The following is a 19,069-nucleotide window of genomic DNA, read 5'->3' as shown; positions in this document are numbered from 1 at the left end:
ACACCGTTACGCGGCGCGCTAAGCAGTCCGCAGAAGCACGTTCGCGAAGGGCGTCGGGGTGACCCGGCGCCCTTCGCCGTTCTCGCCTACGATGGGATGAGCCGCCGTCGCGGAAAGGGAGTGAGCGCATGAAAAACCTGCTGTGGTTCGCACTGGGACTTGCCGGGGGTTTCGTCGCCGCCCATTACGTCAACAAAGACCCACGGGGACACGAACTGCTCGCCGAGGTGGATGCTCGTATCTCGCAGTTCACCGACCGCATCGCGGATGCCTACCGCGAGCAGGAAGCTCGCATTGTCGGAATCGTCGAGGACGCCGTGGACTCGGCATCGTCGACGGTCGATACTGTGGCCGACGCCGTGACGGATACTGCGGGCGACGTCGCTGACGCGGCAAAAGACGCAGCCAAGAAGCTGACTGACTGATCTCCATGCGTGTTCGCATCGCCCCGCGCGGGCGGTGCAGTTCACCTGTGCAAAGGAAACCCGATGAAGACCGCTGAGATCGCGCAGCGCTACCTCGACTACTTCGAGAAGAACGATCACGTCATCGTCCCGAGTGCGTCGCTTGTCACCGACGACCCGTCGCTGCTGTTCACCGTCGCGGGCATGGTGCCGTTCATTCCGTACCTGACGGGCGTCGTTCCCGCACCGTATCCGCGCGCCGCTGACGTGCAGAAGTGCATTCGCACCAACGACATCGAAGAGGTCGGCAAGACCGCACGCCACGGCACGTTCTTCCAGATGCTCGGCAACTGGTCGTTCGGCGACTACTTCAAGGCAGGCGCCATCGAATATGCCTGGGAGTTGCTGACCTCGCCCGAGTCGGCCGGTGGTCTCGGCTTTGCCGAGCGGGACCTGTGGGTCACCGTGTACGAGGACGATGACGAAGCAGCCGGCCTCTGGAAGCGGATCGCAGGACTCCCTGAGGAGCGCATCCAGCGATTCGGCAAGGAAGACAACTATTGGTCGACCGGTCAGCCTGGCCCTGCGGGTCCCTGCTCGGAGATCTACTTCGACCGCGGACCGGCCTACGGTCCCGACGGGGGCCCGGCAGTCGATGACAGCCGTTTCACCGAGATCTGGAACCTCGTGTTCATGCAGTACGCGATCACGAACGTTCGGTCCAAGGTCGACTTCGATGTGGTGGGGGATCTCCCGCAGAAGAACATCGACACCGGCATGGGCCTGGAGCGCGTCGCGTTCATCAAACAGGGCGTCGACAACATGTACGAGACCGACCAGGTGCGTCCTGTGCTCGATCTCGCCGTCGCGCTGTCGGGCCGCACCTACGGTGCAGTCCACGAGGATGACGTGCGATTCCGCGTCGTCGCGGATCACGTGCGGTCTTCGCTGATGCTGCTCTCGGACGGTGTCCGCCCTTCGAACGAGGGCCGTGGTTATATCCTTCGCCGCCTCATGCGGCGCACGATCCGTGCGATGCGACTGCTCGGCGTCGACGCGCCGACGTTCCGCGAACTGTTCGCGGCGTCACGGGATGCCATGGCCCCCGCGTATCCGACTCTCGCCACCGAGTACGACCGGCTCGAGTCCGCAGCCGTCGCCGAGGAAGAGACGTTCCTGCGCACGCTTGCAGCGGGCTCGACGATTCTGGATCTCGCCGTAGCCGAGACCAAGAGCGCGGGTAAGGCCGAGATCCCGGGCTCCGAGGCTTTCCTGTTGCACGACACCTACGGCTTTCCGATCGACTTGACCCTCGAGATCGCCGAAGAGGCAGGCCTCTCGGTGGATCGGGCCGCTTTCGATTCGCTCATGCAGGAGCAGCGCCAGCGGGCGAAGGCCGACGCGAAGTCCCGCAAGCGCGCTATCGCCGATCATTCCGTGTACCGCGAGTTCCGCGCCCTCGGCGAGACGACGTTCACGGGATACACGGATCTTGAAACCGAGTCCCGCATCCTGGGCGTGCTCGTGGATGGGGTCTCGGTCGATCGCGCGACCACCGGTCAGGTAGCCGAGGTCATCGTCGCCGAGACCGCGCTGTACGCCGAGTCGGGCGGTCAGGTCGCCGACAAGGGCATCATCGTCGGTCCGGGCTATCAGCTCGACGTCATCGATGTGCAGAAGCCGGTACCGGGCCTGGTGAGTCACACCGTGGAGGTGACCAGCGGAGAAGTAGCTGTGGGCCTTGCCGCGACGACGATCGTGGATGCCGCCAATCGTCGTGCGGCAGCACAGGCGCACTCGGCGACACACCTCGTCCATGCCGCCCTCCGCGACACGCTCGGCTCGTCTGCCACGCAGTCGGGATCGCTGAACCGCGCGGGCTACCTGCGTTTCGACTTCGCGTGGACACAGGCCCTGTCGCCCGAGACCAAATCCGAGATCGAGGAGATCGCGAACAACGCCGTGCGGGACAACCTCCAGGTGACCACCCGCGTACTTGCCCTCGACGAAGCCAAAGAGCTCGGAGCAATGGCTTTGTTCGGAGAGAAGTACGGCGACACCGTGCGGATGGTCGACATCGGAGGTCCGTGGTCTCGTGAGCTGTGCGGTGGCACCCACGTCGCGACCAGCTCCGAGGTGGGCCTCATCAACCTGATCGGCGAGTCATCGGTCGGCGCTGCCAATCGCCGCGTCGAGGCGCTCGTCGGGGCGGACGCCTTCCGTGAGCTCGCTGCCGAACGGGCGATCGTCTCACAGCTGACCTCGTCGCTGAAGACTCCCCGGGATCAGCTGCCGGCGCGCATCGCTGAGCTGACCGCGAACCTCAAGGCAGCCGAGAAGAAGATCGCGTCGCTGCAGGCGAAGGCTCTGAGTGAGCAGGTTCCGGATCTCGTTGCCGGAGCTCGTCGTGTGGGTGCTCTGTCCGTGGTCGCTGCTAACCTCGGACGCGCGGGCTCGGCTGACGACGTACGTGCCGTCGCACTGAAGGTTCGTGAGCGACTCGGTTCCGACGCTGCGGTGGTGGCTCTCGGAGGCGAGGTCGACGACCGACCGGTCGTCATCGTTGCGACGACGGAAGCGGCTCGCTCGCTCGGGGTGAAGGCAGGTCCCCTCGCGAAAGCTGCGGCGACAACACTTGGCGGCGGTGGCGGGGGACGCGATGATCTTGCCCAGGGCGGTGGTAGCGACGTGAGCGCGCTGGCGCGGGCCCTTGATGATGTCGTGGCGGGGCTGCCCCGACCGTGAGCGGATTTCGCCGCGGCATCCGTCTCGCCGTCGACGTCGGCAAGGCCCGCGTGGGGGTCGCCCAGTGCGATCCGGACGGGATGCTCGCGACGCCGACTGAGACGGTTGCGCGCGGCGACGGCACGATCGGCCGCCTGATAGACCTCGTGCGCGAGGTCAGTCCGCTCGAAGTCATCGTGGGGCTACCGATCAATCTCCGCGGAGAGCGCACAGCCTCAACCGAGGATGCAGAGTCCTTCGCCCACGAGCTGAGAGAGCGAATCGGCGTTCCGATCCGGATGCTGGATGAGCGCCTCAGCACGGTCTCGGCGCACAGCGCACTACGCGCGTCCGGCAGAAACACCCGATCTTCTCGTACGATTGTGGATCAGGTTGCCGCCGTCGTGCTCTTGCAGCAGGCGTTGGACATCGAGAAGAGCACCGGCCGCCCACCGGGTGCGCTACTACCCCCCGCCGAGGAGCCCGCCTGACATGCCCGACGATTCGTCACCGTTCGACGATCCGTTCGCCGATCTTTTCGGGAAGCTCCCGGACGGCCGTTCGCGACCCACCGCAGGCGCAGCCTCATCGTCAGAACCGTCATCTTCCGCGAACACCGAAGGCGACCCCGCTGACACCGCGGCGGAAGACCACGCACAGGACCAGGGCAGCGGTCAGCCGACGTCGCCCTCGCAGGGCGAAAAGCCAGCATCGGTACCCGATTCCGAGGGATTACCCACGCAACCTCCGCCGTCGCGACGCGCAGCCCGCGAAGCGCGCGCCTCGGCCGCGAGCGGCAGCTCCGGGTCGGTTTCTCAGCTCCCCGCGCAGCCGAGGAGCGCGACCGGCTCTGGCTCGAATAGCGACGATGTGCCACCTGAGCTCTTCTGGGCCGCGGTCGCAGCTCCGCCAGCCTCAACCCAGACTCTCACCTCGACCTCGACATCCGTCCCTCGTGCGGATCGTTCCGCGCCGGCCTCGGCCGGCACCCTCGATGACCTCTTCACGGGAGAGCGCACCACGGATGACATCGGCATGACCCCTCCGCCCGCAGAACGCCGTCGCCGCCGTCGCGGTGGATGGATCGCCCTCATCATCGTGCTCGTGCTCTTCGGCGGTGCTGCGGCCGGTGGTTGGTGGGTGTGGTCGAACTACGAGGACAAGATCCGCGAGGTGTTGGGCTGGGAGGAGCCGCAGGAGTACGAGGAGGGGATGGCCACCGGTGAGGCGTTCCTCACGATCGTCTCGGGCGATACCGGCGCCTCGATCTCACCGAAGCTCTACGAGGCCGGGGTAACGAAGACGCCTGACGCGTTCTATGACTACCTCGTCGCCGAAGACTTGAATCCGCCGTTTGTACCCGGGGTGTTCCGTCTGCAGCAGCAGATGACCTCAGCTGCCGCACTCGAGGCGATTCTCGACCCGGCCAACAGGATGGAGAACACTGCGCAGCTACGCGAGGGACTCACGGTCGACCAGTCGATCCAGATCCTCTCGGAGAGCCTGGCGATTCCGCTTGAAGACTTCCAAGCCGCAGTGGCCGACCCCAGTGTCTTCGGCGTTCCCGTCAACGAGGCTGTCGTTGCCGCGGGCGGGCAGCCGCTGGAGGGCTGGCTCTTCCCGGCTACCTACACGTTCGACCCGGGCGTGACAGCGCAGCAGGTGATTCAGACCCTCGTCGACCGCGCGGTCCAGTCCTTGGATACCGCAGGCGTGCCTGTCGATGATCGGGAGCGCATCCTCACAATCGCCTCGATCATCCAGCGCGAAGCCCGTTTTGAAGCCGACTTCTACAAGGTCTCGCGCGTCATCCAGAACCGGCTCGATCAGGGCATGAAGCTGCAGATGGACTCGACTGCCCAGTACGGCTACGGCGAACTGCACGATGGGACCGTGAGTTCTTCTGGCGAGGCTCTGACCGACGACAATCCGTGGAACACCTACGTCATCGACGGGCTACCGGTTGGCCCCATCGCCAACCCCGGAGACCTCGCGATCGACGCGGCCATGCACCCCGAGGATGGCCCCTGGCTGTACTTCGTCACGGTGAACCTCAATACCGGTGAGACGGTCTTCACGACCAACTACGATGACCACCTCGCCGCCGTCGAGCAGTGGCGCCAGTGGTGCACGGATAACCCCGACGCCGGATGTTGAGGTGACGGATCGTCCTCCGCGTCTGGAGGTTTGGGGCGACCCGATCGAGCACAGCCGGTCGCCCCAGTTACACGCCGCCGCGTACCGCGTACTCGACCTGGACTGGTCCTACGGATGCCGCCGGGTCACGGCGGTGGGGTTCGCCACAGAACTGGCCTCGCTCGACGACACCTTTCGAGGCTTATCGGTCACCTACCCGCTGAAGGAAGCAGCTTTCGCGGCATCCGTGACCCGCGACGCGCGCGCGGAGCTCACGGGAGCAGTAAACACGCTGCTGTTGACCGGCGCTGGGCCCTCCGGCTTCAACACTGACGTCGGCGGAATAGTCAGTGCCCTCGCTGACTGCGGGATCGCCGAGCTGCGCCACGTCCGGATCGTCGGGGCAGGCGCCACAGCGACATCCGCGCTCGTGGCTGTCGCCGAGCTCGGTGCGGACCAGATCGAGGTTGCAGCGCGCCGGCCCGAAGCTGTCGCCGCGCTCAGCGAGATCGGCGAACGGCTGGGCCTGTCCGTTCACGGGGTCCCGCTCACGCGACCAGAGCCCGTACCGGTCGATCTGACGATTGCGGCACTGCCGGGCGGTGCGGTGGTGCCCGAGGCCGACGCCGACGCGCTTGCCTCCGGCGGCGGGCCGTTGTTCGACGTGGTCTATGGGCAGGGGATGACATCACTTCAGGCAGCCTGGTTGCGCGCCGGCCGTGACATCTATACGGGCGAAGCGATGCTGCTGCACCAGGCGGTACTGCAGGTGCGGATCTTCGTCGGAGGAGATCCAGCGGTTCCGCTTCGCGACGAGTCGGCTGTCGTCGGCGCGATGCGCGCGAGCCTCGTGGGAGACTAGACCAATGCTCCGCGTGCTCACGGCCGGCGAATCGCACGGCCCCGAACTGGTTGCCGTCATGGAGGGTCTTCCCTCCGGTGTGCCCGTTTCCCGTTCAGAGATCCAGGCCGACCTTGCTCGTCGCAAGCTGGGATACGGGCGCGGATCCCGCATGAAGTTCGAAGAAGACGAACTCACGATCTCCAGCGGCGTCGTGCACGGCCTGAGCCTGGGCAGCCCGATCGCGCTGCGTATCGCCAACACCGAGTGGCCCAAGTGGGTCGAGGTCATGAGCGCTGAGCCCGTCGAACTGACCGAGAGGTCGCGCGGTCGGGGAGCAGCACTGACCCGTCCTCGCCCCGGCCACGCCGACCTGGTCGGGATGCAGAAGTACGGCTTCGATGAGGCACGGCCCATCTTGGAGCGCGCAAGCGCCCGCGAGACTGCTGCTCGGGTCGCGCTCGGAGCCATCGCCCGCGCGTTCCTGGCAGAGCTCGGCATCCGTCTTGTCTCTCACACGGTGGGTATCGGCCCGGTCGAAGCTCCCCGGGACGCTCCGCTGCCCACGCCGGATGACGTGGAGGCACTGGATGCCGACCTGATGCGCTGCTTCGATCCGGAGACCTCAGCGCGGATGGTTGCCGAAGTCGATGACGCACGGAAAGCCGGCGACACCCTCGGCGGTGTCGTCGAGGTGCTCGCGTTCGGGCTCCCCCCGGGGCTCGGCAGCCACGTGCACTGGGATCGCCGGCTCGACGGCAAGCTAGCGCAAGCGCTCATGAGCATTCAGGCGATCAAGGGCGTCGAGGTCGGCGATGGATTCCTGACCACGCGGCGGCGGGGCTCGGAAGCCCACGACGAACTGTTCGCCACCGACGGCGGCATCGCCCGGGCCACCGATCGCGCCGGAGGCACCGAAGGCGGCATGTCTACCGGCACGGTGCTTCGGGTCCGGGCCGGCATGAAGCCGATTGCCACGGTTCCGCACGCGCTTCGGACTGTGGACGTCGCCTCCGGCGAGACCGCCAGCGCGCACCACCAGCGTTCGGACGTGTGCGCGGTCCCGGCAGCCGGCGTGGTCGCTGAAGCCATGACGGCCCTCGTGCTCGCTGATGTCGTGCTTGAGAAGTTCGGCGGCGACAGTGTCGCTGAGACACGACGCAACCTGCAGTCCTACCTCGACGCGATTCCTGGAACGCTGCGAACGAGCGCGGAAAGCGACGACTCGCTGCTGGATGCCGCGGTTCTCACCGGCGATGGCTCCCACTAGCCCGCTCGTTCTGGTCGGCCCCATGGGGGCGGGAAAGACGAGCATCGGCCGTCGCGTTGCCAAAGCGTTGGGCATCAGGTTCATCGACACGGATGCCGTGATCCAGCGCGAGCATGGGCCGATTGAGCAGATCTTCGAAACCCACGGCGAGTCGACGTTCCGTGCCTGGGAGCGTGAGGCAATCCAGAACGCCCTTGGGTGGGGCGGTGTTGTCGTGTCGCTCGGCGGCGGTGCAGTGTTGAATGCCGACACTCGTGCGGATCTGGCGACATGCGATGTCGTGATGCTCACTGTCGACCCTCGTGTCGTGGCGGGGCGGATTCAGGGAACCGCGCGCCCGCTCCTGACCGGTGAGGACCCCATGGAGCGGTGGCGGCGCATCTGGCAGGAGCGTCGTCCCCTGTATGAGAGCGTCGCCGACATCACGATCGACACCTCGACCGGCCCCCTGCAGCACGTTGTGGACGAGATCGTCGCTTGGGCACGCCCGCGTGCAGCGGCATCCGAACCACGCGACACAGCGAAGGAACAGTCATGACCACTCCGACGACCATCTCCGTCACCGGCGACAACCCCTACGACATCACGCTCGGTCGCGGCATCCTGGATTCGGTTGCCGGGGCGCTCCCGACGGCTGCTCAGCGCGTCCTCATCGTCCACCCACCGACACTGTCAGCACAGGCCGAGGAACTCCGAGGACGCCTTCAAGGGGAGCGACAGGTGCTTCTCGCCGAGGTGCCCGACGCCGAGGCCGGCAAGCGCGTCGAGGTAGCCGCGTTCTGCTGGCAGGTGATGGGGCAGGCGAACTTCACTCGCACCGATGCCGTCGTCGGCTTCGGCGGGGGAGCGGTCACTGATCTCGCGGGCTTCGTCGCGGCGACCTGGCTGCGCGGGGTGGCCGTGGTCCAGATCCCGACGACGGTACTCGGCATGGTCGACGCGGCGGTCGGCGGAAAGACCGGCATCAACACGGCCGAAGGAAAGAACCTGGTGGGCGCCTTCTGGCCACCGACCGCCGTCGTCTGCGACCTCGACCTCCTCGAAACGCTCTCCCGCAACGAGACCGTCGCGGGATTCGCCGAAGTCGTGAAGGCCGGCTTCATCTGGCATCCGGAGATCCTCGAGCTGATCGAGCAGGACCCGGATGCCGCCACAGATCCGGCATCCGCATCGTTCCGACGGTGTATCGAGCTGGCGATCGGGATGAAGGCGCGAGTGGTCTCCGAGGACCTGCGCGAGGCCGGCCTTCGCGAGGTCCTCAACTACGGTCACACCCTCGGTCACGCCATCGAGCACACCGAGCGGTATCAGTGGCGCCACGGGGCCGCGATCTCGATCGGCATGGTGTTCGCCGCTGAACTCTCTCGGCTTGCCGGGCGCCTTTCCGACGATGCCGCCCAGCGACACCGCGACATCCTGACCTCGCTCGGTCTGCCCACCACCTATCGAGCGGGCGCATGGCAGCAGCTGCTCTCGACGATGCAACGCGACAAGAAGACGCGGGGGAGCATGTTGCGCTTCATCGTCCTCGACGACATCGCGCGTCCGACGGTGTTGCAGGCCCCCGACGAGTCGCTCCTTTTCGCGGCCTACCAAGAGGTCGCCCAATAGTGACAGGCGGGCACGGTCTCGCCTCGCGACACGAGGTGCGACGCGTTCGCCTGCACGAGTGGGCGGCAGTTCGCGAGCTGCGGATCCGCGCGACCGGCGATCCGGATGCCCCGCTCGCATTCCTCACGAGCCAGGCCGATGAGCTCGCCCGGGACGATTCCTTCTGGCGGGACAGGACCGCCGGCGGCGCCCTGGGCGAGAACGGCGCGCAGTTCGTCGCTGTCACTCGGGGTGACCGCTGGATCGGCACAGCCACAGTCCTGCTCCGCGCCGTCGGCGAAACCGACCACCTCGGCCGTGTCCTCAGCTACCCGCGTGCTGATATCGTCGGCGTCTACATCGACCCCGCCCACCGCGGGCAGGGGGTTCTCTCAGATCTCGTCGACGCGGTGTCGGTGTGGGTCGGAGCGCGCGGGCACAAGGCTCTGACGCTGGATGTGCACCGCGACAACGTGAGGGCGCAGCGAGCCTATGCGCGGCTCGGGTTCGCCCGCACGGGCGTCGGTTTCGTGAGCGCGATCGGGCCGGAGATCGAGATGCAGCGGGCAATAGAGTTGCCACTGTGACGTCTCCTCCTCGCCGGCTGCTGTTGCTCAATGGACCGAACCTCAATCTTCTGGGCACACGAGAACCCGACGTCTATGGGCACGAGACGCTCGAGGATGTCGAAGCACTCGTCTCGCGCACCGCTGCGGCATCCGGTTTCGACGTACGTGCACTGCAGTCCAACCACGAGGGTGTCCTCATCGATGCCGTCCACGCAGCGCGAGCGGATTGCGCCGGAATCGTGATCAACCCCGGCGGGCTGACGCACACGTCGGTATCCCTGCGTGATGCGCTGTCGGGCGTCGCGCTGCCGGTCGCCGAGGTCCACATCTCGGACGTGTACGCACGCGAGGAATTCCGTCACTATTCGTACATCCGCGACATCGCCGCCGTCCACGTGGTGGGCGAAGGTGTGACCGGCTACGCACGTGCGACCGATCTGCTGATCGACATCATCGCCGGCCACGCCGACGGCTGACGGACGAATAATGAGTAGACTCATTTCTGAGGCTACTCATTATGACCGCAGAACAAGGCCGCCGAGAACGCAGCAAGCTCCAGAAGCGTGCGCGCATCTTCACCGCCGCACGTACCCTATTTGCGGAGCACGGTTACGCCGAGGTGACGACCCAGCAGATAGCCGAACATGCTGACGTCGCCGCGGGAACTGTCTTTCGGTACGCGGCGACGAAGGCGGAGTTGCTGCTGATGGTGTTCAACGCGGACTTTCGAGCCTGCGTCGAGCGCGGTCTGGCCGAGGCCGCCGGCGTCTGGCCCCCGACGGCCGCGATCTGGACTGCGCTGGCGCCCACGCTTGCGGCGGCTGCCGCTCGCCCTGCCGACACTGCTGCGTATCAGCGCGAGCTCATGTTCGGCGGGGAGGCGGATCCGCATCGCGCCGAGGGACTCGCCATCGTCGCCGACCTCGAGGGGGGAATCGCCCGTCTGCTCGCGGGGGAGACCCCTCCCGATGACGCGTATAGCGCTGCGCGCGCCGTGTTCGCCTGCGCGCATGTCGTTCTTGTGCGCGCGAGCACCGGCGGTGACCTCCTCGCCGCGCAGCTGCAGATACAGATCGAGCAGATCGTCGCCGGCTGGGACCGGCGCACCATCCGCGCAGCCGATGTGCCGCGCACAGCCGAGCGGGCGATCCCCGCTGGAGAGAAGGAATCATGACCGACATCACCACTGTCGCCGTCCTGGGCACAGGCGTCCTCGGTTCGCAGATCGCGTTCCAGACCGCGTACAGCGGATTCGCCGTGACCGCTTATGACATCAGCGATGACGCGCTAGCCGCGGCACGGGAACGCTTCGCCCACCTCGCCGCCACGTACCGCGCCGAGGTTCCCGGTGCTGCCGAGGACGGTAAAGCCGACCTCGCGCTGATGCGTCTGACGCTCTCCACCGACCTTGACGCCGCAGCCCAAGCCGACCTCGTCATCGAGGCCGTACCCGAGGTACTGGACCTCAAGCGTGACGTGTACACCAGGCTCGGCGAGCTGGCGCCGGCGAAAACGATCTTCGCGACCAACTCGTCGACACTGCTGCCCTCCGACATGGTCGAGTTCACCGGACGGCCGGATCGCTTCCTTGCGCTGCACTTCGCGAACAGAGTGTGGAAATTCAATACGGCCGAGGTGATGGGCACGACGCAGACCGATCCCGCCGTCTTCGCCACCGTCGAGGAATTCGCCACCGAGATCGGCATGGTGCCCATCGCGATTCACAAGGAGAAGGCCGGCTACGTTCTCAACACTCTTCTCGTCCCGCTGCTGAACGCAGGTATGGGCCTCGCCGCCGGCGGCTACGCCTCGGTCGAGGACATCGACAAGACGTGGCGCATCGCGACCGGTGCACCCCTGGGACCGCTGCAGATTCTCGATGTGATCGGACTCACCACGCCGTACAACATCTTGACGCACAGCTCGACGGGAGACGAGAAGCTCGCCACATGGCTGAAAGAGACCTACATCGATCAAGGCAAGCTCGGCGTTGCCACCGGCGAGGGCTTCTACAAGTACGCGTGAACCGGATGCGGCAGGTATGCGGTCCGGCATTTCGCCGGCCGCGTACCGCTGCCTCCTCCATGGGCGACGGTGCGTGCCGGCCGATCCCGTAGAATCGTGCGTCGGACCTGCCTCGACGAGTTCAGTGTCCCTCGGAAACCCAAGAACGGAACCTCCTCCCATGGCATCCACCGCAGACATCAAGAACGGCGTCGTCCTCAACATCGATGGACAGCTCTGGAGCGTCGTGGAGTTCCAGCACGTCAAGCCGGGCAAGGGCGGCGCATTCGTGCGCACCAAGCTCAAGAACGTCCTGACCGGCAAGGTCGTCGACAAGACCTTCAACGCCGGCGCCAAGATCGAGATCGAGAACGTCGACCGCCGCGACTACACCTACCTGTACAACGACGGCGACAGCTTCGTGTTCATGGACCAGACCGACTACGACCAGATCAACGTGCCCGCCGCCACCGTCGGCGACGCGGCGAACTTCATGCTCGAGAACCAGCAGGTCACCATCGCGATGAACAACGGCACCGCGCTCTACCTCGACCTGCCGGCATCCGTTGTGCTCGAGATCACCTACACCGAGCCGGGTCTGCAGGGCGACCGCTCGTCGGCCGGCACAAAGCCTGCAACCGTCGAGACGGGCTACGAGATCCAGGTCCCGCTGTTCCTCGAGACCGGCACGAAGGTCAAGGTCGACACCCGGACGGGTGACTACCTCGGCCGCGTCAACTGACGCGACAGCACCGATGAGTGCACGTTCGAAGGCGCGCAAGCGTGCGCTGGACATCCTGTTCCAAGCTGACGTCCGCGGTGAGGATGTCGCGCTGACACTTGCCGCAGAAGCCCGTCGCGCCGCGTCCGAACCGGCGCGCGAGGCGTCGTGGCTGTACGCCCGTGAAATCGTCGACGGTGTGATCGACAATGCGCCGGCGATCGACGAGGCGATCACGGCCGCCGCGAAGGGCTGGACGCTTGTCCGAATGCCGGCCGTCGACCGCGCGTTGTTGCGCATCGGCACGTGGGAGATCGTCTACAACGACGGCGTTCCCGCCGCCGTCGCGATCGATGAGGCGGTGGAACTCGCGAAGGAGTTCTCGACCGACGACTCCGGCGCGTTCGTGCACGGTGTGCTCGGTCGTGTGGCGCGCGGGGGCGAGACTGCCACGGGAAAGCTCGACTGACCCGCCGCATTTGCACGGCGTGATCCCACTGCCGACGCGCAGGAGCCGCCTACACTCGTCTCGGGAGAGGAGCGTCCATGCGCATCACCGGACTCGGACATGCCGGCATGTTCATCGAGACCACGGGAGGTTCGATCCTGTGCGACCCGGTCATCGGGCCGTCGTTCTTCGGATCCTGGTTCCCGTTCCCTGACAACCGGGGGTTGGATTGGGAGCGTTTCGGCGCCGCTGACTTCCTCTACATCTCTCACCGGCATCGCGATCATTTCGATCCCCGGATGCTGCACCGGTACGTCCGCCGCGACATCCCCGTGCTGTTGCCGGAGTATCCGACAGATGACCTCGAACGCGACCTGATCGACCTCGGCTACACGAACATCGTCCGCACGGAAGCCGGCGTCCCGGTGACGTTCGGTGAGATGACGCTCATGATCACGCCGCTGCGCGCCCCCTCCGACGGCCCGATCGGGGACTCGTCGCTGTCGGTGGACGACGGCACCGCCAGCATCCTGAACCAGAACGACTCGCATCCGCTGGACCTCGAGAAGCTGCTCGCCTTCGGTCGCCCGGACGCGTACTTCACCCAAGTCTCCGGAGCCATCTGGTGGCCCATGGTCTACGACCTGCCGCAGGATTCGAAGCAACACTTCGCGCAGCTCAAGCGCGACGCGCAGAACAAGCGCGCGATGTACTACATCGACAAGGTCGACGCCGGGCATGTCTTCCCGATGGCGGGACCGCCGATGTTCTTGCGCGAAGAGTTGTTCCGCTACAACGGCACCGGGCTTGAGAACGATTCGATCTTCACCGATCAGGCAGAGTTCCTCGAGCACCTGCGCGCGGAGCGGCCTGACAAGGCGGGTCACCTCTTCATCCCCGGAACCCAAGTCGACATCGTGGGCTCCGACGTGACGATCACCCAGACGCTGTACACCGATGCCGAGATCGAGCGCATCTTCCACGACAAGTGGACCTACCTCGCCGAGCAGCGCGACAGTCGGCAGGACGAGGTCCGCGCCGAGGAGTCGCGGCGTGCGACAGTACTCCCGCCGCAGGAAATGCTCGCGGCGATCAAGGAATGGTGGGAGCCGCTCCTGCGGCGGGCCCGGACGATCCGCGATGGCGTCGGTGGCAACGTCCGGTTCCGCATCGGCGAACTCGATATGGTCGTCGACTTCCCCAAGGCGAAGGTTCGCGAGTACGCGGGGGAGGAGTGCATCTACTGGTACACGATTCCGGCTGACCTCGTCTCGACCAATATCGCCGACCACGAGATCGACTGGTCCAACTCGATCTTCCTCTCGATGCAGTTCTCGGTCGGTCGCAGCGGCAAATTCAACGAGTTTCTCACCACGTTCCTCAAGTGTCTGTCGCGTGACCGCATCGAGTACGTCGAGAACTGGTACGCGGAGCAGTCAGATCAGACCGAGGATGTGCAGCTCGAGGACTGGGTCGTGCAGCGCCGTTGCCCGCACCTCCGGGCCGACCTCACCAAGACCGGCAAGATCGAGGACGGCGTACTGACCTGTTCCCTGCACGACTGGAAGTGGGATCTTGCCAGCGGCAAGTGTCTCACCACGACGGGGCATCCCATCCGGTCACAGCGGATCATCGAGACGGCTGACGCGCCTGCGATTCCCTGACGAGCGCTTCCGGTAGGCTCGGACTACAGCAACCTTTAACACCGTCCTGTGAGGCGGAGAAGGGAGCGACGATGAGCACCCGCGCAGTCATGCAGGATGCCGACATCTCACGCGCTCTGACGAGAATCTCTCACGAGATCATCGAATCCAATCGCGGTGCCGGCGAGCTCGTCCTCCTCGGCATCCCGACCCGCGGCGTGCCGCTGGCAGAGCGCATCGCTGCGCTGATCAGCGGCTTCACCGGCCAAGCGGTGCCCGTCGGCTCACTCGACGTCACGATGTACCGCGACGACCTGCACCGCAATCCGACGCGGACGCCCCACCCCACACGCATCCCGGACTCGGGCATCGACGGGAAGACCGTCGTGCTCGTCGACGACGTGCTCTTTTCGGGGCGGAGCATCCGCGCAGCGCTCGATGCCCTGCAAGACATCGGCAGGCCAGCAGCAGTGCGCCTCGCGATCCTCGTGGACCGCGGACACCGCGAGCTGCCGATCCGGCCGGACTTCGTGGGCAAAAACCTGCCGAGCTCCAGATCGGAGCACGTGGCGGTCCGCCTTCGCGAGATCGACGGCGAGGACGAGGTGAGCATCCGATCATGAGACACCTGCTCGACACAGCGACCCTCAGCCGGGCCGACGCGCTTCGTATCCTCGACACCGCCGAAGACATGTCGGACACGCAACGCCGAGAGGTCAAGAAGCTGCCGACCCTGCGCGGCAAGACCGTCGTGAACCTCTTCTTCGAGGACTCGACTCGCACTCGCATATCCTTCGAGGCGGCTGCCAAGCGCCTGTCAGCCGATGTCATCAACTTCGCAGCCAAGGGCTCGTCGGTCTCGAAAGGCGAGTCCCTGCAGGACACCGCACAGACGCTCCAAGCGATGGGCGCGGATGCCGTCGTCATCCGCCACGGAGCATCCGGCGCGCCGCACACCCTCGCCACGAGCGGCTGGATCAGTGCGGGCGTCGTGAACGCCGGCGACGGAACCCACGAGCATCCCACGCAGGCGCTGCTCGACGCGTTTACGATGCGCAAGCGTCTCTACGGCGATGACAGTCGTGGCCGGGATCTCGCCGGCACCCGGGTCGCGATCGTGGGCGATGTGCTCCATTCCCGCGTGGCGCGCTCGAACATGTGGCTGCTGCACACGCTGGGAGCGCACGTTACCCTCGTCGCTCCGCCGACGCTCGTGCCGCAGGATGTATCGGCCTGGCCCGCTCACGTCATCTACGACCTCGACGAAGCTATAGCAGCAGCTCCCGACGTGCTGATGCTGCTGCGCATCCAGCTGGAGCGCATGAACGCAGCGCATTTCCCGAGCGAGCGGGAGTACGCGAGGCGCTGGGGCTTTGACGCACGGCGGCTCGCGGCCCTCGGCGCCGATAGCATTGTGATGCACCCGGGCCCCATGAATCGTGGGCTCGAAATCTCCGCCGAAGCCGCCGACTCGGCTCAATCGACAGTCCTGGAACAGGTAGCCAACGGCGTGTCGGTCAGGATGGCGGTGCTCTACCTGCTGCTGGCGGGTTCGACGACAACCACAGCGACGACAACGACAGGGGAGGAACGAGCATGACCGAGGTCCTCCTGGTTCGCGGCGCCGAGCTCGTGGACGGCACCCGCACAGATCTGCTCGTGCAAGACGGCATGATCGTCGAGACAGGCTCCGCGCTGGACAAGCCCGGCGCGCGCGTGATCGACGCGTCGGGCCTCATCGCACTTCCCGGACTGGTCGACCTTCACGTGCACTTCCGCGAGCCGGGCTTCGAGGCATCCGAAACGATCTTCACCGGTTCGCGCGCAGCAGCTGCCGGAGGCTTCACCACGGTCTTCACGATGCCCAACACGTCCCCGGTTGCCGACACCGCCGGAGTTGTCGAACAGGAGCTGGCACTCGGCGAGGCCGCCGGCTACGTCACCGTCCAGCCCATCGGGGCCGTCACCGTCGGCCAGAAGGGAGAGCGGCTCGCGGAGCTCGGCGCCATGGCTACCTCCCGGGCCCGGGTCCGTGTGTTCAGCGACGACGGGTTCTGCGTCTGGGATCCCGTGATCATGAGGCGCGCCCTCGAGTACGTCAAGGCATTCGGCGGCGTCATCGCCCAGCACGCGCAAGACCCGCGCTTGACCGAAGGCGCGCAGATGAACGAGGGTGTGGTCTCGGCCGAACTCGGCCTGGCGGGATGGCCGGCTGTCGCCGAGGAGGCCATCATCGCCCGGGACGTGCTGCTGGCAGAGCACGTCGGGTCGCGCCTGCACGTCTGTCACCTCTCGACGGCGGGGTCTGTCGACATCATCCGCTGGGCCAAGAAACGCGGAATCGATGTCACTGCCGAGGTGACCCCGCACCACCTGCTGCTCACCGAGGATCGCGTTCGCGGCTATGACGCGCGGTTCAAGGTCAACCCGCCCCTTCGCACCGCCGAGGATGTCGAAGCCGTGCGCGAAGGCCTTGCCGACGGAACGATCGACATCGTGGCAACCGACCATGCGCCGCACCCGAGCGAGACAAAGGCGTGTGAATGGCAGGCGGCATCCCACGGGATGGTCGGTCTGGAAAGCGCCCTCCGTGTCGTGCACAGGACGATGGTCGACACCGGTCGGATGACGTGGACGGATGTCGCGCGCGCGATGTCGGCAGCGCCGGCGCGGATCGGGAGCCTCAGCGGGCACGGCACTCCCGTGGCGGCGGGCAACCCGGCATCGTTCACGCTCTACGACCCGGCGCCGAAAACCACCTTCTCGGTCGATGATCTTCGCGGGCGCAGCCGTAACTCGCCCTACCTCGGCGAAGAACTGCCTGGCGAGATCCGCTGGACGATCAACCGGGGCACCGTGACCGTGGCTGACGGAGCTCTTCTCGAGACGCCGGGGGTGGTGTCATGACCCGCGAGGCCGCCGTCCTCGTGATGGTCGCGGTGGCCGTGGTGCTGCTGGGACTCGCCGCCTGGGGCTGGGTGCGACGTGCCCGTCGCGATCGGACCCCCCTCATCCAGCCAGCCGAGCTGAACGCTGCGGACGTACCCCGCGAGACGATAGACGCGCTCTACGTCGCGACCACGGTCCACGATGCTCCGCTGGAACGGATCGCTGCCCCGGGCCTCGGTTTCCGATCACCGGTGACTGTCACCGTGACGGATGCCGCTGTCGCGCTGGACCTGACCAACCAGCCGCGAATCACCATCCCGGCTGACAGGATCACCGCCGTCACACAGGCCACCCTCACGATCGATCGTGTCGTCGAGAAGGACGGCCTCGTGCGTCTGAGCTGGCTCGCCGACACCGGCGTGGTCGTCGACACCTACCTTCGCCCCCGCGACACCTCGGCCAGACAGCTGGCCGACGCCCTCGCGCCGCTCGCCGATGCCACCGACCCCTCCACCGCAACCGGAGATTCCGAATGAGCTTGTTCACCACCGATCCCGCCGTGCTCGTCCTCGAGGACGGAACCCGATTCCGTGGGCGCGCCTATGGGGCGCGCGGCGTGACTCTGGGCGAGGTCGTCTTCGCGACCGGCATGACCGGCTACCAGGAGACCCTCACAGACCCGTCCTACGCGGGTCAGATCGTGCTGCAGACCGCGCCCCACATCGGCAATACGGGAATGAACGACGAGGACCCCGAGTCGCGCCGGATCTGGGTCGCCGGCTACATCGTCCGCGATCCCTCGCGCGTCGTGTCGAACTGGCGAGCCGATGAATCCCTCGACGAAGCACTCGAACGCGACGGCATCGTGGGGATCAGCGGAATCGATACCCGCGCGGTTACCCGTCACATCCGGTCGGTCGGGTCGATGCGCGGTGGCGTCTTCTCCGGAGACGCTGCATCCCTGGACGCCGAGGAACAGCTACGCCTGGTGCGGGAAGCGCCGCTGATGGCCGGCCAGAACCTCTCGGCATCCGTCTCGGTGACGGCCGCGGAGATCACCCCGGCGACGGGGGAGAGGCTCGGGTCTCTCGCGGTCATCGACCTCGGTATCAAGAAGGCGACGATCGAGAACCTCGCCGCCCGTGGGTTCGACGTCCACGTGCTGCCGCAGGATGCCACGATCGACGACATCCGCGCGATCGACCCGGTCGGGGTCTTCTATTCGAACGGCCCGGGTGACCCATCGGCCTCTGCGGATCACGTCTCGCTCCTGCGATCCGTGCTCGATGATCGGGTTCCGTTCTTCGGCATCTGCTTCGGCAACCAGCTGCTCGGCCGCGCCCTCGGCCTCGACACCTACAAACTGCCGTTCGGTCATCGGGGCATCAACCAGCCGGTCCTGGACAAGCAGACCGGCCGCGTCGAGATCACCGCCCACAACCACGGCTTCGCCGTCGACGCACCCTTGGATGAACCGTTCGACAGTCCCCAGGGTTACGGGCGCGTCGAGGTGAGCCACATCGGGCTCAACGACCGGGTCGTCGAGGGCCTTCGCGCCCTGGACATCCCGGCCTTCTCGGTCCAGTACCACCCCGAGGCCGCCGCCGGCCCACACGACGCCAACTACCTGTTCGACCGGTTCGCCGAGCTTGTTCGCGCGAACCTCAGCACGAAAGAAGCGAATGCCTAAGCGCGACGACATCCGCTCCGTCCTGGTCATCGGCTCCGGCCCGATCGTCATCGGCCAGGCCTGCGAGTTCGACTACTCCGGTACCCAAGCCTGCCGCGTACTCCGCGCCGAAGGCGTGCGGGTGATCCTGGTCAATTCCA

Annotated in this window: 20 protein-coding genes; all 20 read left to right on the top strand. The window is 66.3% G+C overall.

Annotated features, from left to right (window positions below):
* The first annotated feature begins 128 nt into the window (after positions 1–128).
* On the top strand, positions 129–425 hold the full coding sequence (locus tag B3587_RS03855; RefSeq protein ID WP_228178755.1) for an ATPase: 297 nt from the start codon (positions 129–131) through the stop codon (positions 423–425).
* Between the two features lie 63 nt (positions 426–488).
* Positions 489–3,149 (top strand): alanine--tRNA ligase, encoded by a 2,661-nt coding sequence (alaS, locus tag B3587_RS03850; RefSeq protein WP_228178754.1) that lies wholly within the window; start codon positions 489–491, stop codon positions 3,147–3,149.
* Complete coding sequence (gene ruvX, locus B3587_RS03845; RefSeq protein WP_228178752.1) at positions 3,146–3,619, top strand: Holliday junction resolvase RuvX; 474 nt, start codon at positions 3,146–3,148, stop codon at positions 3,617–3,619. Before alaS ends, ruvX begins: the two co-directional genes overlap by 4 nt.
* Positions 3,620–3,998: 379 nt before the next feature.
* Positions 3,999–5,285: an endolytic transglycosylase MltG gene (gene mltG, locus B3587_RS03840; RefSeq protein WP_228178751.1), complete on the top strand. Its 1,287-nt coding sequence runs from the start codon at positions 3,999–4,001 to the stop codon at positions 5,283–5,285.
* A gap of 1 nt (position 5,286) precedes the next feature.
* On the top strand, positions 5,287–6,126 hold the full coding sequence (locus B3587_RS03835; RefSeq protein ID WP_228178750.1) for a shikimate dehydrogenase family protein: 840 nt from the start codon (positions 5,287–5,289) through the stop codon (positions 6,124–6,126).
* Positions 6,127–6,130: 4 nt separating this feature from the next.
* Positions 6,131–7,375 (top strand): chorismate synthase, encoded by a 1,245-nt coding sequence (aroC, locus tag B3587_RS03830; RefSeq protein ID WP_228178748.1) that lies wholly within the window; start codon positions 6,131–6,133, stop codon positions 7,373–7,375.
* Entirely contained in the window at positions 7,362–7,913 is a 552-nt protein-coding gene (locus B3587_RS03825; protein ID WP_292726665.1) for a shikimate kinase, read from the top strand. The genes aroC and B3587_RS03825 overlap by 14 nt, the downstream gene beginning before the upstream one ends.
* The gene (gene aroB, locus B3587_RS03820) at positions 7,910–8,986 is read left to right on the top strand and encodes a 3-dehydroquinate synthase (RefSeq protein WP_292726663.1); all 1,077 of its coding nucleotides are present in this window, start codon (positions 7,910–7,912) and stop codon (positions 8,984–8,986) included. Before B3587_RS03825 ends, aroB begins: the two co-directional genes overlap by 4 nt.
* 35 nt (positions 8,987–9,021) lie before the next feature.
* Positions 9,022–9,552 carry a GNAT family N-acetyltransferase gene (locus B3587_RS03815; protein WP_292726661.1) on the top strand — a complete coding sequence of 177 codons (531 nt, stop codon included), beginning with the start codon at positions 9,022–9,024 and terminating at the stop codon, positions 9,550–9,552.
* The gene (locus tag B3587_RS03810; protein ID WP_292726659.1) at positions 9,549–10,010 is read left to right on the top strand and encodes a type II 3-dehydroquinate dehydratase; all 462 of its coding nucleotides are present in this window, start codon (positions 9,549–9,551) and stop codon (positions 10,008–10,010) included. Before B3587_RS03815 ends, B3587_RS03810 begins: the two co-directional genes overlap by 4 nt.
* Positions 10,011–10,051: 41 nt before the next feature.
* Complete coding sequence (locus tag B3587_RS03805; RefSeq protein WP_228178740.1) at positions 10,052–10,708, top strand: TetR/AcrR family transcriptional regulator; 657 nt, start codon at positions 10,052–10,054, stop codon at positions 10,706–10,708.
* On the top strand, positions 10,705–11,559 hold the full coding sequence (locus tag B3587_RS03800; RefSeq protein WP_228178739.1) for a 3-hydroxyacyl-CoA dehydrogenase: 855 nt from the start codon (positions 10,705–10,707) through the stop codon (positions 11,557–11,559). Before B3587_RS03805 ends, B3587_RS03800 begins: the two co-directional genes overlap by 4 nt.
* Before the next feature lie 160 nt (positions 11,560–11,719).
* On the top strand, positions 11,720–12,280 hold the full coding sequence (efp, locus tag B3587_RS03795) for an elongation factor P (protein ID WP_228178738.1): 561 nt from the start codon (positions 11,720–11,722) through the stop codon (positions 12,278–12,280).
* A gap of 13 nt (positions 12,281–12,293) precedes the next feature.
* A complete protein-coding gene (gene nusB / locus B3587_RS03790; protein ID WP_228178737.1) occupies positions 12,294–12,728 on the top strand; it encodes a transcription antitermination factor NusB in 435 nt (144 codons plus the stop codon).
* A 77-nt stretch (positions 12,729–12,805) separates the two neighbouring features.
* Entirely contained in the window at positions 12,806–14,371 is a 1,566-nt protein-coding gene (locus B3587_RS03785) for a Rieske 2Fe-2S domain-containing protein (protein WP_228178736.1), read from the top strand.
* Between the two features lie 71 nt (positions 14,372–14,442).
* The gene (gene pyrR / locus B3587_RS03780; protein ID WP_228178734.1) at positions 14,443–14,973 is read left to right on the top strand and encodes a bifunctional pyr operon transcriptional regulator/uracil phosphoribosyltransferase PyrR; all 531 of its coding nucleotides are present in this window, start codon (positions 14,443–14,445) and stop codon (positions 14,971–14,973) included.
* Positions 14,970–15,950 (top strand): aspartate carbamoyltransferase catalytic subunit, encoded by a 981-nt coding sequence (locus B3587_RS03775; RefSeq protein ID WP_228178733.1) that lies wholly within the window; start codon positions 14,970–14,972, stop codon positions 15,948–15,950. The genes pyrR and B3587_RS03775 overlap by 4 nt, the downstream gene beginning before the upstream one ends.
* Positions 15,947–17,257: a dihydroorotase gene (locus tag B3587_RS03770; protein ID WP_228178732.1), complete on the top strand. Its 1,311-nt coding sequence runs from the start codon at positions 15,947–15,949 to the stop codon at positions 17,255–17,257. The genes B3587_RS03775 and B3587_RS03770 overlap by 4 nt, the downstream gene beginning before the upstream one ends.
* Entirely contained in the window at positions 17,254–17,775 is a 522-nt protein-coding gene (locus B3587_RS03765) for a hypothetical protein (protein WP_228178730.1), read from the top strand. Before B3587_RS03770 ends, B3587_RS03765 begins: the two co-directional genes overlap by 4 nt.
* Positions 17,772–18,929 carry a glutamine-hydrolyzing carbamoyl-phosphate synthase small subunit gene (gene carA, locus B3587_RS03760; RefSeq protein ID WP_228178728.1) on the top strand — a complete coding sequence of 386 codons (1,158 nt, stop codon included), beginning with the start codon at positions 17,772–17,774 and terminating at the stop codon, positions 18,927–18,929. The genes B3587_RS03765 and carA overlap by 4 nt, the downstream gene beginning before the upstream one ends.
* Positions 18,930–19,069 lie beyond the last annotated feature (140 nt).

Origin of the sequence: Microbacterium sp. UBA837 (assembly GCF_002296025.1) — a bacterium.
Classification (GTDB): Bacteria; Actinomycetota; Actinomycetes; order Actinomycetales; family Microbacteriaceae; genus Microbacterium.
The sequence above is the reverse complement of the archived record's forward strand: the minus strand, read 5'-3'. Positions and strand labels throughout refer to the sequence as shown.

Bases quoted from the DNA above. Each gene is read 5' to 3' on its own strand.
- B3587_RS03770 (WP_228178732.1), top strand. From the start codon at position 15,947: ATGACCGAGGTCCTCCTGGTTCGCGGCGCCGAGCTCGTGGACGGCACC.
- B3587_RS03765 (WP_228178730.1), top strand. From the start codon at position 17,254: ATGACCCGCGAGGCCGCCGTCCTCGTGATGGTCGCGGTGGCCGTGGTG.
- B3587_RS03775 (WP_228178733.1), top strand. From the start codon at position 14,970: ATGAGACACCTGCTCGACACAGCGACCCTCAGCCGGGCCGACGCGCTT.
- alaS (WP_228178754.1), top strand. From the start codon at position 489: ATGAAGACCGCTGAGATCGCGCAGCGCTACCTCGACTACTTCGAGAAG.
- aroB (WP_292726663.1), top strand. From the start codon at position 7,910: ATGACCACTCCGACGACCATCTCCGTCACCGGCGACAACCCCTACGAC.
- efp (WP_228178738.1), top strand. From the start codon at position 11,720: ATGGCATCCACCGCAGACATCAAGAACGGCGTCGTCCTCAACATCGAT.
- B3587_RS03800 (WP_228178739.1), top strand. From the start codon at position 10,705: ATGACCGACATCACCACTGTCGCCGTCCTGGGCACAGGCGTCCTCGGT.
- aroC (WP_228178748.1), top strand. From the start codon at position 6,131: ATGCTCCGCGTGCTCACGGCCGGCGAATCGCACGGCCCCGAACTGGTT.
- nusB (WP_228178737.1), top strand. From the start codon at position 12,294: ATGAGTGCACGTTCGAAGGCGCGCAAGCGTGCGCTGGACATCCTGTTC.
- B3587_RS03805 (WP_228178740.1), top strand. From the start codon at position 10,052: ATGACCGCAGAACAAGGCCGCCGAGAACGCAGCAAGCTCCAGAAGCGT.
- pyrR (WP_228178734.1), top strand. From the start codon at position 14,443: ATGAGCACCCGCGCAGTCATGCAGGATGCCGACATCTCACGCGCTCTG.
- B3587_RS03855 (WP_228178755.1), top strand. From the start codon at position 129: ATGAAAAACCTGCTGTGGTTCGCACTGGGACTTGCCGGGGGTTTCGTC.
- B3587_RS03825 (WP_292726665.1), top strand. From the start codon at position 7,362: ATGGCTCCCACTAGCCCGCTCGTTCTGGTCGGCCCCATGGGGGCGGGA.
- B3587_RS03785 (WP_228178736.1), top strand. From the start codon at position 12,806: ATGCGCATCACCGGACTCGGACATGCCGGCATGTTCATCGAGACCACG.
- carA (WP_228178728.1), top strand. From the start codon at position 17,772: ATGAGCTTGTTCACCACCGATCCCGCCGTGCTCGTCCTCGAGGACGGA.